At 64.0% G+C, this 12,990-nt stretch carries 7 protein-coding genes and 2 pseudogenes; 4 read left to right on the top strand and 5 right to left on the bottom strand.

Annotated elements, in window-relative coordinates:
• Positions 1-48: 48 nt before the first annotated feature.
• A complete protein-coding gene (glyQ, locus tag AT700_RS00045) occupies positions 49-996 on the top strand; it encodes a glycine--tRNA ligase subunit alpha (protein ID WP_003097276.1) in 948 nt (315 codons plus the stop codon).
• On the top strand, positions 996-3,050 hold the full coding sequence (glyS, locus tag AT700_RS00040; protein WP_003100271.1) for a glycine--tRNA ligase subunit beta: 2,055 nt from the start codon (positions 996-998) through the stop codon (positions 3,048-3,050). The genes glyQ and glyS overlap by 1 nt, the downstream gene beginning before the upstream one ends.
• Before the next feature lie 56 nt (positions 3,051-3,106).
• On the opposite strand, the gene AT700_RS00035 is transcribed toward glyS, so the two are convergent.
• Positions 3,107-4,813, bottom strand: coding sequence for a di-heme-cytochrome C peroxidase (locus tag AT700_RS00035; RefSeq protein WP_003100270.1), 1,707 nt, complete (start codon positions 4,811-4,813; stop codon positions 3,107-3,109).
• Between the two features lie 331 nt (positions 4,814-5,144).
• Here AT700_RS00035 and gmhB point away from each other — a divergent pair, with 331 nt between their 5' ends.
• Both gmhB and AT700_RS00025 read left to right on the top strand, forming a co-directional pair.
• Positions 5,145-5,681, top strand: coding sequence for a D-glycero-beta-D-manno-heptose 1,7-bisphosphate 7-phosphatase (gene gmhB, locus AT700_RS00030; RefSeq protein ID WP_003120688.1), 537 nt, complete (start codon positions 5,145-5,147; stop codon positions 5,679-5,681).
• Positions 5,682-5,692: 11 nt separating this feature from the next.
• Positions 5,693-6,466 carry a lysophospholipid acyltransferase family protein gene (locus AT700_RS00025; RefSeq protein WP_003100265.1) on the top strand — a complete coding sequence of 258 codons (774 nt, stop codon included), beginning with the start codon at positions 5,693-5,695 and terminating at the stop codon, positions 6,464-6,466.
• Positions 6,467-6,777: 311 nt separating this feature from the next.
• On the opposite strand, the gene gyrB is transcribed toward AT700_RS00025, so the two are convergent.
• The 4 genes and pseudogenes from gyrB to dnaA form a co-directional block, all read right to left on the bottom strand.
• A complete protein-coding gene (gene gyrB, locus AT700_RS00020; RefSeq protein ID WP_003097268.1) occupies positions 6,778-9,198 on the bottom strand; it encodes a DNA topoisomerase (ATP-hydrolyzing) subunit B in 2,421 nt (806 codons plus the stop codon).
• A 3-nt stretch (positions 9,199-9,201) separates the two neighbouring features.
• Positions 9,202-10,304: pseudogene (gene recF, locus AT700_RS00015) on the bottom strand (DNA replication/repair protein RecF).
• 9 nt (positions 10,305-10,313) lie between these two features.
• The gene (gene dnaN, locus AT700_RS00010; protein ID WP_003097262.1) at positions 10,314-11,417 is read right to left on the bottom strand and encodes a DNA polymerase III subunit beta; all 1,104 of its coding nucleotides are present in this window, start codon (positions 11,415-11,417) and stop codon (positions 10,314-10,316) included.
• Between the two features lie 31 nt (positions 11,418-11,448).
• Positions 11,449-12,928: pseudogene (gene dnaA / locus AT700_RS00005) on the bottom strand (chromosomal replication initiator protein DnaA); the annotation flags it as partial.
• Between the last annotated feature and the right edge of the window lie 62 nt (positions 12,929-12,990).

The following is a 12,990-nucleotide window of genomic DNA, read 5'->3' as shown; positions in this document are numbered from 1 at the left end:
GGGTATACTTCCGCGTTTTGTATCGAAGCCTCAGCACAGGTGAATTTCGTGAGCCAGACTACGCCCGCCGTGCGCACCTTCCAAGACCTGATTCTCGCCCTGCAGAACTACTGGGCCGAGCAGGGCTGCGTGGTGCTGCAGCCCTACGACATGGAAGTGGGCGCCGGCACCTTCCACACCGCCACCTTCCTCCGCGCCATCGGCCCGGAGACCTGGAACGCCGCCTACGTCCAGCCGAGCCGCCGCCCCACCGACGGTCGCTACGGCGAGAACCCCAACCGCCTGCAGCACTACTACCAGTTTCAGGTGGTCCTGAAGCCGAACCCGGAGAACTTCCAGGAGCTGTACCTCGGCTCGCTGAAAGCCATCGGCATCGACCCGCTGGTCCACGACATCCGCTTCGTCGAGGACAACTGGGAGTCGCCGACCCTCGGCGCCTGGGGCCTGGGTTGGGAAATCTGGCTGAACGGCATGGAAGTCACCCAGTTCACCTACTTCCAGCAGGTCGGCGGCATCGAGTGCTATCCGGTCACCGGCGAGATCACCTACGGCCTGGAGCGCCTGGCCATGTACCTGCAGGGCGTGGACTCGGTCTACGACCTGGTCTGGACCGACGGCCCGTTCGGCAAGGTCACCTATGGCGACGTGTTCCACCAGAACGAGGTGGAGCAATCCACTTTCAACTTCGAGCACGCCAACGTGCCGAAGCTGTTCGAACTGTTCGACTTCTACGAAAGCGAAGCCAACCGCCTGATCGCGCTGGAGCTGCCGTTGCCGACCTACGAGATGGTCCTCAAGGCTTCGCATACCTTCAACCTGCTGGATGCGCGGCGCGCCATCTCGGTCACCGAGCGCCAGCGCTACATCCTTCGCGTGCGTACCCTGGCCCGCGCCGTGGCGCAGAGCTACCTGCAGGCCCGCGCGCGCCTCGGCTTCCCCATGGCCACCCCCGAATTGCGTGACGAAGTACTGGCCAAGCTGAAGGAGGCCGAATGATGAGCGCCAAGGATTTCCTGGTCGAACTGGGCACCGAAGAGCTGCCGCCAAAAGCCCTCAACAGCCTCGGCGAAGCCTTCCTCAGCGGTATCGAGAAGGGCCTCAAGGCTGCCGGTCTGAGCTATGCCGCTGCGCGTTTCTATGCGGCGCCGCGCCGTCTCGCCGTGCTGGTCGAGCAACTCGCCGTGCAGCAGCCCGACCGTACCGTCAACCTAGACGGTCCGCCGCTACAGGCCGCCTTCGACGCCAGCGGTAACCCGACCCAGGCCGCCCTGGGCTTCGCCAAGAAGTGCGGCGTGGATCTGCAGCAGATCGACAAGAGCGGTCCGAAGCTGCGCTTCAGCCAGACCATCGCCGGCCAACCGGCCGCCGGCCTGCTGCCTGGCATCGTCGAGGCCTCGTTGAACGAACTGCCGATTCCCAAGCGGATGCGCTGGGCAGCTCGCCGCGAGGAGTTCGTGCGTCCGACCCAATGGCTGGTGATGCTGTTCGGCGACGATGTGGTCGAGTGCGAGATCCTCGCCCAGAAAGCCGGGCGCGAATCCCGTGGCCACCGCTTCCACAATCCGGACAATGTGCGTATTTCCAGCCCGGCAGCGTATCTGGAAGACCTGCGCGGCGCTCATGTGCTGGCCGATTTCGCCGAGCGCCGCGAGCTGATCGCCAAGCGCGTGGCCGAACTGGCCGCCGAGCAACAGGGCAGCGCCATCGTGCCGCCGAGCCTGCTCGACGAAGTGACTGCACTGGTCGAGTGGCCGGTGCCGCTGGTCTGCTCCTTCGAGGAGCGCTTCCTCGAGGTCCCGCAGGAAGCCCTGATCACCACCATGCAGGACAACCAGAAATACTTCTGCCTGCTGGACGCCAACGGCAAGCTGCTGCCGCGCTTCATCACCGTCGCCAACGTCGAGAGCAAGGCGCCGGAGAACATCGTCAGCGGTAACGAGAAGGTGGTTCGCCCGCGCCTCACCGACGCCGAGTTCTTCTTCAAGCAGGACAAGAAGCAGCCGCTCGAAAGCTTCAATGAGCGCCTGCGCAACGTAGTGTTCCAGGCCCAGCTCGGCACCGTGTTCGAGAAGGCCCAGCGCGTCTCCGGCCTGGCCGCCTACATCGCCGAACGTATAGGCGGCAATGCGCAGAACGCCGCGCGCGCCGGCATCCTGTCCAAGTGTGACCTGGCGACCGAGATGGTCGGCGAGTTCCCCGAAATGCAGGGCATCGCCGGCTACTACTACGCCACCCACGGCGGCGAAGCGGAAGACGTCGCCCTGGCCCTCAACGAGCAGTACATGCCGCGCGGCGCCGGCGCCGAGCTACCCTCGACCCTGACCGGCGCCGCCGTGGCGGTGGCCGACAAGCTCGATACCCTGGTCGGTATCTTCGGCATCGGCATGCTTCCCACCGGCAGCAAGGACCCCTACGCGCTGCGCCGCGCTGCGCTGGGCGTGCTGCGCATCCTCATCGAGAAGCAGCTCGACCTGGACCTGGTAGCCGCGGTCAACGCCGCCGTCGAGCAATACGGCGACAAGGTCAAGGCCGCCGGCCTGGCCGAGCAGGTGCTGGACTTCGTGTTCGACCGCCTGCGCGCGCGCTACGAGGACGAAGGCGTGGACGTGGCCGTGTACCAGTCGGTGCGCGCGCTCAAGCCAAGCTCGCCGCTGGACTTCGACCAGCGCGTACAGGCCGTCCAGGCCTTCCGCCAGTTGCCTGAAGCCGAGGCCCTGGCCGCGGCGAACAAACGGGTGTCGAATATTCTCGCCAAGTCCGAGGACGAGGTTCCGCCGAACGTGGATGCCAGCCTGCTGGTGGAAGCCGCCGAGAAGGCCCTGGGCAGCGCCGTGGCGAACGCCGAAAGCGAAGTCGCGCCGCTGGCAGCGGCACGCGACTATCGCGCCGCGCTGGCCCGCCTGGCGGCCTTGCGCGAGCCGGTGGATACGTTCTTCGCCGATGTGATGGTCAATGTCGACGACGCGGCGGTGCGCGCCAACCGCTATGCGCTGCTGGCCAAGCTGCGCGGGTCGTTCCTCGGGGTGGCGGACATCTCGCTGCTCGGCTGAGCCAGTCCCGCCTCGAAGAAAAGGCCCGGCGTCCTCGCGACACCGGGCCTTTTTCACTACAGGACCTTCAGATACTCCAGCAGCGCACGCTTCTCCTCGGCCGACAGGCTGGTGCCGTACTCATGGCCGCAGCGGCTGTTGCCGGAATCACGCTGCTCGCAGCCGGTGGTCTTCAGCACATAGCTGCCGAATTGGGTCTGCTGGGCGGCGAGGCCGACCTTGTCCACGTCGTAGGCCGAGCCCACCGGGAAGGATTCCACCCGCTCCGCGGCCGGCTTCAGCAACTCTTCCAGGGTCGGCACCGAGCCGTTGTGCAGGTACGGCGCCGCCGCCCAGATCCCCTGCAGGACCCGCGACTCGTAGGGGTAGGGGTCGGCCTGGGTACGCACCGGCTTCTGGAAGGCGGTCAGCAGTTGCCGGGTTTCGTCGGTCATCACGCTTTCCGGCTTGACCGCCGCCGCCTTGGCATCGTGCTTCTCACCGAGGATCGGCACGAAGTGCTGCAGGATCGAACCGGCCACCGCTACGGCGAGTACATCGAAGGCTCCGTCGGTCGCCTTCAGCGGCTGGCCGAACGGCATCCGCGCGCCCTCCATCACGCCGGTCTGCACCTGGCCATCGAGGATGGCGTGCTGGCGGCTGTCGCTGCCGACGTCCCTCAGCGGAGTGTCCCAAAGCACCAGGTCCTTGATCCGGATGCCGTGGCACTCCACGCAGCCACCTTCGTCGGTCTTGCGGGCGAAGATCAGCGCGCCTTTCCTGGCCAGGTGCTTGTCCACCGCCCAGGGCCACTTCGGCGGGCCGATCTTCTTGATCAGGTCTTCCAGCTTGCCCAGACCGTGGAAGTTGGCCGAGTTGATCTTCAGGTAGTCCATGCCCAGCAGGTGGAACTTGCTCTTCTGCGGGTGGAAGGTGGCGAACACCCCGTAGACCTCGCCGACATTGCGCGCCAGGCCGAGCAGGTCGTTGCCGTTGGCGGCGAAGCCGGGCCACTGGGTCTTGTTCTGCCGCGCCGCGTTCCACAGGAACGGATAGCGCACCGGCGCATCCGCCGCCTTGATGTTGTCGGGAATCAGGTAGGGCGGCGCGGTGCCGATATCCAGCCCGGTAAGGCGGTTGAAGATCATCGATACCGCGTCCAGCCGCGCCGGTCCCCAGGTGTCCTTGGGCAGCGCGCGCTCGATCAGCGTGTGATAGGGCTCGTACCATTCCTTCACCGCCGCGAGCAGAGCGTCGCGCGCACCGGGAGGCGGATTGGCCCCGAGGATCTGCTTGGCGAAGGCGTCGAAGGCGGCGTCATCGCTGGTCAGCGGTCCCACGGACCGATCGAGGTCGGCGAGGAATGCCTGGAAGTCGACGATCGCCGGACCGCCGTCGATCCGATAGGCAGTGCCCTTCACCTCGATCTGCCGGGTATGGCAGGCCGAACAGGTCATGCCGACCATCTGCCGGGCGCCCGTGCCGGCTACGGTGAAGCCCACCGGCAGGCCTTCCGCGGGCGCCTTGGGGTTGGGCAAATAGCCGTAGCGGGCCAGGCTGTCGGCGAGGAAAGGCGTTCCATCCGGCTGTCGCAACGCCTTGAGCCAGGGCAGGGGCATCACCTGCGAGCCCTGGTCGCGGCTGTAGAAGTCCTGGCGGTGGCTTTCGGTCCATTCCTTGCCCTGGTCGAGCATGACCGGAGCGGCCGCCAGGGCGGCGGAAGAAAGAGCCAGGGAAGCGAGGGACAAGCTTGAAAGGTGCAGTGTCTTTTTCAGGCGTTTCACGGTTACCGTCCTTGGGAACGGGCAGACGCCCCGGAACTCCCCGTCGTCATGCCCGCTCCACCTGTGGTGGAAACACGGCCGGTCGGCCGTGCTGGCATGCGATAGGCGCTTACTGCGTTACTCCGGTGATCCACCCGCCAAGGGGTTCGCACGTACTCCGAGACACCCACTGCTGCGTGCCAAATGACTCCCTGGCCTGGGATTGCCATTCCATTGCCATTATTGAATCTAGTACAGATTGTCCAGCGTAGGGGGCTCGTCGATCCATCCGCGATGCTCCGGCTGGCTGAGGTAGAATCGATCCTTTCCGTTCATGGCCAACTGCGCATCGATGTCCCGTTCCCTGCTGATTCTCGACCGCGATGGAGTCATCAACCTCGACTCCGACGATTACATCAAGACCCTCGACGAGTGGATCCCCATCCCCAGCTCGATCGAGGCCATCGCCCGCCTGAGCCAGGCCGGCTGGACCGTCGCGGTGGCTACCAACCAGTCCGGCATCGCCCGTGGCTATTACGACCTGGCAGTGCTCGAGGCCATGCATGCGCGCTTGCGCGAACTGGTCGCGGAGCAGGGCGGCGAGGTCGGCCTCATCGTCTATTGTCCGCATGGACCGGACGACGGTTGCGACTGCCGCAAGCCGAAGCCGGGTATGCTGCGGCAGATCGGCGAGCACTACGGGGTCGATCTGTCGGGTATCTGGTTCGTCGGCGACAGCATCGGTGACCTGGAGGCGGCGCGGGCCGTCGATTGTCAGCCGGTATTGGTAAAGACCGGAAAAGGTGTACGTACGCTGGGCAAGCCCTTGCCAGAGGGCACCCTGATATTCGACGATCTGGCGGCAGTCGCCAGCGCATTACTTCAGTAAGGTCAGAATACATGTCGACAGTGCAGGCCATCAGAACCGTCCTCTTTTACCTGCTGCTGTCCGCCAGCGCGTTCGTCTGGGGCACCCTCAGCTTCTTCATCGCGCCGATCCTGCCGTTCCGCGCCCGCTACCGCTTCGTGGTACAGAACTGGTGCCGCTTCGCGATCTGGCTGACCCGCGTGGTCGCCGGCATCCGCTACGAGGTGCGCGGACTGGAGAACATCCCGGAAAAGCCCTGCGTGATCCTCTCCAAGCACCAGAGCACCTGGGAAACCTTCTTCCTCTCCGGCTTCTTCGAGCCACTCAGCCAGGTACTCAAGCGCGAGCTGCTCTACGTGCCGTTCTTCGGCTGGGCCCTGGCCCTGCTCAAGCCCATCGCCATCGACCGCAGCCAGCCCAAGCTGGCCCTCAAGCAACTGGCCAAGCAGGGCGACGAGTGCCTGAAGAAAGGCGCCTGGGTGCTGATCTTCCCGGAAGGCACGCGTATTCCGGTGGGGCAGATGGGCAAGTTCTCCCGCGGCGGCACCGCCCTGGCGGTCAACGCCGGGCTACCGGTACTGCCGATCGCCCACAACGCCGGGCAGTATTGGCCCAAGGCCGGCTGGGCCAAGTACCCGGGCACCATCCAGGTGGTGATCGGCCCGGCCATGCACGCCGAAGGCGAAGGCCCGCGCGCCATCGCCGAGCTAAACCAGCGCGCCGAAGCCTGGGTCAGCGAGACCATGGCCGAGATCAGCCCCATCCAGCAGCGGGTCAGCCATCCGGAGCCGTCGGTGGTCTCGTGAAGGGCCGCAAAGCCCCCTGCAAGGCGCACTGTGCGCCGATTCGATAAAAGAAGCCCCGCCATAGCGGGGCTTCTTGTTTTCACGCGAGGCGCAAAGCAAGGCCGGCTGGAAACGATCGACCGAACCGACCGGCGACCGCTGCCCACAGAAGCGGTGCCACGCCGCCAGGAGGCTTGGGTCCAGGGTGCCAATGCTGGCGAGCAACCGGGGCTCGGCCACACCTTGGCAAGGCACATATCCAGGCTACCTGGCGCAAAAAGAAAACCCCGGCGCCAGGCCGGGGTTTCCATGAGGGTCGGTCTGCCGACCCGTCACACGTCCAGGTTCGACACCGCCAGCGCGTTGCTTTCGATGAAGTCGCGGCGCGGCTCCACGGCATCGCCCATCAGGGTGTTGAAGATCTGGTCGGCGGCGATGGCGTCCTCGATGGTCACCTTGAGCATGCGCCGGACGTTCGGATCCATGGTGGTTTCCCACAGCTGCTCAGGGTTCATCTCGCCCAGCCCCTTGTATCGCTGGATGCTGTGGCGCTTGGTACCTTCGGCCATCAGCCAGTCCAGGCCGTCCTTGAAGGCGCTGATCGGGCGCTTGCGCTCACCCTTCTGCACGTAGGCGCCGTCTTCCAGCAGGCTGTTCAGCTGGTCGCCGAGCAGCGACACCGAGCGGTAGTCATTGCTGGCGAAGAAGTCACGGTTGAAGGTGACGTAGCTGGACAGGCCGTGGGCCACCAGTTCCACCTCGGGCAGCCACAGGTGGCGCTCGCGGTCTTCGCGCAGGCTGGCCTTGTAGGTCAGGCCGGACTTCTCGGCGGCGGTCAGGCGCGCCTGGAACTTCTCCAACCAGCCCTGCATGGCCGACTCGTTAGCCAGGTCGTCCACCGACACGGTAGGCAGGTAGATGAAGTGCTCGGTCAGCTCCTGGGGGTACAGGCGCGACAGGCGCTTGAGGGTGGCGATCACCCCGCGATACTCGTTGACCAGTTTCTCCAGCGCCGCCCCGGACAGGCCCGGAGCGTGCTCGTTGACGTGCAGGCTGGCGTCTTCCAGGGCCGACTGGGTCATGTACTCTTCCATGGCCTGGTCGTCCTTGATGTACTGCTCCTGCTTGCCGCGCTTGACCTTGTACAACGGGGGCTGGGCGATGTAGATGTAGCCACGCTCGATCAGCTCGGGCATCTGGCGGAAGAAGAAGGTCAACAGCAGGGTGCGGATGTGCGAACCGTCGACGTCAGCATCGGTCATGATGATGATGTTGTGGTAGCGCAGCTTGTCGATGTTGTATTCCTCGCGGCCGATGCCACAGCCCAGGGCGGTGATCAGCGTACCGACCTCCTGGGAGGAGAGCATCTTGTCGAAGCGCGCCTTCTCGACGTTGAGGATCTTGCCCTTGAGCGGCAGGATCGCCTGGGTCCGGCGATTGCGGCCCTGCTTGGCGGAACCGCCCGCGGAGTCACCCTCCACGATGTACAGTTCGGAGAGCGCCGGGTCCTTTTCCTGGCAATCGGCCAGTTTGCCGGGCAGGCCGGCGATGTCCAGCGCGCCCTTGCGGCGGGTCATCTCGCGCGCCTTGCGCGCGGCCTCGCGGGCACGGGCGGCGTCGATCATCTTGCCGACCACGGCCTTGGCTTCGTTGGGATTCTCCAGCAGGAAGTCGGCGAAGTACTTGCCCATCTCCTGTTCCACCGCAGTCTTCACCTCGGAGGAGACCAGCTTGTCCTTGGTCTGCGAGCTGAACTTCGGGTCCGGTACCTTCACCGAGATGATCGCGGTGAGGCCTTCGCGGGCATCGTCGCCGGTGGTGGCGATCTTGAACTTCTTCGCCAGGCCTTCGGCCTCGATGTAGTTGTTCAGGTTACGCGTCAGCGCCGAACGGAAACCGGCCAGGTGGGTGCCGCCGTCACGCTGCGGGATGTTGTTGGTGAAGCAGAGCAGGTTCTCGTTGAAGCTGTCGTTCCACTGCAAGGCGACTTCCACACCCACGCCGTCCTCTTCACGCTGGACGTTGAAGTGGAATACCTCGTTCACCGCGGTCTTGTTGGTGTTCAGGTACTCGACGAAGGCCTTCAGACCGCCTTCGTACTTGAACAGCTCCTCCTTGCCGGTACGCTCGTCGCGCAGCAGGATGCCGACGCCGGAGTTGAGGAAGGACAGCTCGCGGATGCGCTTGGCCAGGATGTCCCAACTGAAGTGGATGTTGCTGAAGGTCTCCGGGGACGGCTTGAAGTGAACTTCGGTGCCGGAGCCATCGGTCTCGCCCACTTCGCGCAGTGGGAACTGCGGAACGCCGTGGTGGTAGACCTGTTCCCAGACCTTGTTGTGGCGACGGATGGTCAGGCGTAGTTCATGGGACAGCGCGTTCACCACCGAGACGCCCACACCGTGCAAGCCGCCGGACACCTTGTAGGTGTTGTCGTCGAACTTGCCGCCGGCGTGGAGGACGGTCATGATCACTTCCGCCGCAGAAACCCCTTCTTCCTTGTGGATATCCACCGGAATACCGCGTCCATTGTCGCGGACAGTGATCGACTCATCCGTATGGATGGTGATGCTGATTTCGCTGCAGTAACCGGCCAGCGCTTCGTCGATGGAGTTATCCACCACCTCGAACACCATGTGGTGCAGACCGGTGCCATCGTCGGTGTCGCCGATGTACATGCCGGGGCGCTTGCGTACGGCATCCAGCCCCTTCAGCACCTTGATGCTGGAAGAGTCGTACGTGTTGTTCTCGCTCATGCTTCACTCCCGATGGTCGTGGTCTGAGAGACTTTTCCATGTTCCACGTGGAACATGGATACCGGCGTATCCGTGCGCCAGCCGTCTTTCAATAGTTGCGGGTCCACGCAGGTGATGAATACCTGGCAACCCAAATCTTCAAGCAAGCGGCAAAGAGCCATTCGATGCTGCTCATCCAGTTCCGAGGGCAGGTCGTCCACCAGGTAGACGCACTGTCCGCGCTTGGCGCGATTGATCAGATGGCCTTGGGCGATGCGCAGGGCGCATACCACCAGCTTCTGCTGACCGCGCGAGAGAATCTCCGCGGCGTTATGACCTGCCAACCGTATGCGAAGATCCGCACGCTGCGGTCCCGCCTGGGTGTGGCCCATCTGCTGGTCGCGCAACAGGCTGGAAGCCAGAACCTCCAGGAGGTCCCGGTCCTTGTCCCAGCCTCGGTAGTAGCTAAGGGTCAGGTCATCCAGTGAAACCAATTCGGCGAGGGTTTCCTCGAATACCGGTTTCAACGCCTGGATATAGCTTCTGCGGTAGGCATCGATCTCATCGCTGGCCAGGCTCAATTCCCGGTCCCAGGCCGCTTGCGACGCGGGGTCCAGTTTACCATGCCGGAGCCAGGAGTTCCGCTGGCGCAGCGCCTTCTGCAGGCGCTGCCAGACGGGCAGAAACCGAGGTTCCACGTGGAACACTCCCCAATCGAGGAACTGTCGGCGGATCTTCGGCGCTCCCTCGAGCAACCGAAAGCTGTCCGGGTTGATCAGTTGCAGTGGAAGTGTTTCCGCTAATTGAGCCGCACTTCGGGCGTTCTGCCCATCGATGCGAATGGTGAACTCGCCCTGGCGCTCACGGGAAATCCCCAGGTTGCTGGCGATGCCGTTGGCCAACATCACCTGGCCGAATACGGTGCAGGCCGCTTCCTCGTACTGGATCACCGGCTGCAAGCGCGCACTGCGGAATGAACGCGCCAGGCCCAGCAGGTGGATGGCTTCGAGCACGCTGGTCTTGCCGCTGCCATTATCGCCGTAGAGGATGTTGATGCGGGGGGAGGGGGAGAGGGTCACCGGGTGCAGGTTGCGCACCGCGGTGACCGAAACGCGGGTCAGGGACATTCAGTATGTTTAGAGGCGCATCGGCATGACGACATAGGCAGAATCGTCATTGTCGGCCTCGTGGACCAGGGCGCTGCTGTTGGAATCGGAAAGGATGAAGCGGACCTGCTCGGTACCGATCACACCCAGCACGTCGAGCAGGTAACTGACGTTGAAGCCGATCTCCAGGTTGCCGCCGTTGTACTCGACCTGCACTTCTTCCTCGGCCTCTTCCTGCTCCGGGTTGTTCGCCTGGATTTTCAGCAAACCGTTGGAAAGCTGCAGGCGAATGCCGCGGTACTTCTCGTTGGAGAGGATCGCGGTACGGCTGAAGGCTTCGCGCAGTTGCTGGCGGTCACCGACCACCAGCTTGTCGCCACCGCGCGGCAGTACGCGTTCGTAGTCCGGGAACTTGCCGTCCACCAGCTTCGAAGTGAAGGTGAATTCGCCAGTGGTGGCACGGATATGGTGCTGGCCCAGGACGATACCGACTTCGCCGTCCTGCTCGGTGAGCAGACGAGCCAGTTCGAGGATGCCTTTGCGCGGCACGATCACCTGGTGGCGGTCCTGCGACGGGATCTGCGCATCCAGCGAGCACATGGCCAGTCGGTGGCCGTCGGTGGCGACGGAACGCAGGGTACCGCCGTTCACTTCCAGCAGCATGCCGTTGAGGTAGTAACGCACGTCCTGCTGGGCCATGGCGAAGCTGGTGCGGTCGATCAGGCGACGCAGCTTGCTCTGGGCAATGCTGAAGTTCAGCGAGCCGGGACCTTCCTCTACGGTGGGGAAATCGTTGGCCGGCAGGGTGGACAGGGTGAAGCGGCTACGCCCGGCCTTCACCAGAAGTTTCTGCTCTTCGACACGGATGTCGATCAGCACGTCGTTCGGCAGGCTCTTGCAGATGTCCATCAGCTTGCGCGCCGGTACGGTGATCTCGCCGGGTTCGGCGGCATCTTCCAGTACCACGCGACCAACCAGCTCGACTTCGAGGTCGGTGCCGGTCAGCGACAGTTGCTGGCCTTCGACCACCAGCAGGACGTTGGAGAGAACCGGCAATGTCTGGCGGCGTTCCACGACGCCGGCGACCAGTTGCAGCGGTTTCAACAGGGCTTCGCGTTGAATGGTGAAATGCATGGTCTAGTCCCTTGCCTCGTGGGCTGCGTCAGGTTGTCAGGGTACGCAGCAGGTTCTTGTAGTCCTCGCGGATATCCGCGTCGGATTCCCTAAGTTGAGCGATCTTACGACAGGCGTGCAACACCGTGGTGTGATCCCGACCGCCGAAGGCCACGCCGATCTCCGGCAGGCTGTGGTTGGTCAGCTCCTTGGAGAGCGCCATGGCCACCTGGCGCGGGCGCGCCACCGAGCGCGAACGCCGCTTGGACAACAGATCGGATATCTTGATCTTGTAGTACTCGGCGACGGTGCGCTGGATGTTGTCGATGCTGACCAGCTTGTCCTGAAGGGCCAACAGGTCCTTCAGCGACTCGCGAATCAGCTCGATGGTGATCGGCCGGCCCATGAAGTGCGAGTGGGCGATCACCCGCTTCAGCGCACCTTCCAGTTCGCGCACGTTGGAACGGATGCGCTGGGCGATGAAGAAGGCCGCATCGTGCGGCAGCTCGATCTTCGCCTGCTCAGCCTTCTTCATCAGGATCGCCACCCGGGTTTCCAGTTCCGGCGGCTCGACGGCCACCGTCAGGCCCCAGCCGAAGCGGGATTTCAGCCGCTCTTCCAGGCCTTCGATTTCCTTCGGATAGCGGTCGCTGGTGAGGATCACCTGCTGGCCGCCTTCGAGAAGGGCATTGAAGGTGTGGAAGAACTCCTCCTGGGAGCGCTCCTTACGGGCGAAGAACTGGATGTCGTCGATCAACAGTGCGTCCACCGAGCGGTAGAAGCGCTTGAATTCGTTGATGGCGTTGAGCTGCAAGGCCTTCACCATGTCCGCGACGAAACGTTCCGAATGCAGGTAGACCACCTTGGCGTTCGGGTTCTTCTTCAGCAGGTGGTTGCCCACCGCATGCATCAGGTGGGTCTTGCCCAGACCGACGCCACCGTAGAGGAACAGCGGGTTGTAGCCGTGCTTGAGGTTGTCCGCCACCTGCCAGGCGGCGGCGCGGGCCAACTGGTTGGACTTGCCCTCGACGAAGTTCTCGAAGGTGAAGGTACGGTTGAGATAGCTGGTGTGCTTCAGCGCACCTTCGACCTGGACGTTGCGCTCGGTGCGCACCGCAGGCGCTGCTCCGGCCGGCATGGCGGCGGCCAGCGGATCGATGCTGGGTTCTTCCGGCTCGTAGGGATCGCTCGACACGCTGGGAGCCGTCGTCACTGGCGGCAGCTCTTCACGTGGCACTACCACGGGCGCGGCCGATACCGGCTGCACTGGCGCCGGCGGCGGAGCAACCGGAGGCGGGGGAGCCACGTGGGTCTGCGATGGGACGATGGCGGCGCGCGGCGTACGGCTACGCTTGCTGCCTATTAATAAGGAAAGCGCGGGCAACTGACCCTCGCCGCGTTCACCGAGCAGTTCCAGAAGCCGACCGAGGTATTTCTCGTTCACCCAATCGAGGACGAAACGGTTGGGTGCATACACACGCAATTCGTCGCCTTCGGCTTCGACCTGCAAGGGACGGATCCAGGTGTTGAATTGTTGGGACGGCAGCTCATCGCGGAGAAGATCCACGCACTGCTGCCAAAGTTCCACGGACAC

This window comes from Pseudomonas aeruginosa, from assembly GCF_001457615.1.
GTDB classification, from domain to species: domain Bacteria; phylum Pseudomonadota; class Gammaproteobacteria; order Pseudomonadales; family Pseudomonadaceae; genus Pseudomonas; species Pseudomonas aeruginosa.
Note: the sequence above shows the minus strand (reverse complement) of the source record. Positions and strands in the feature narration are given on the sequence as shown.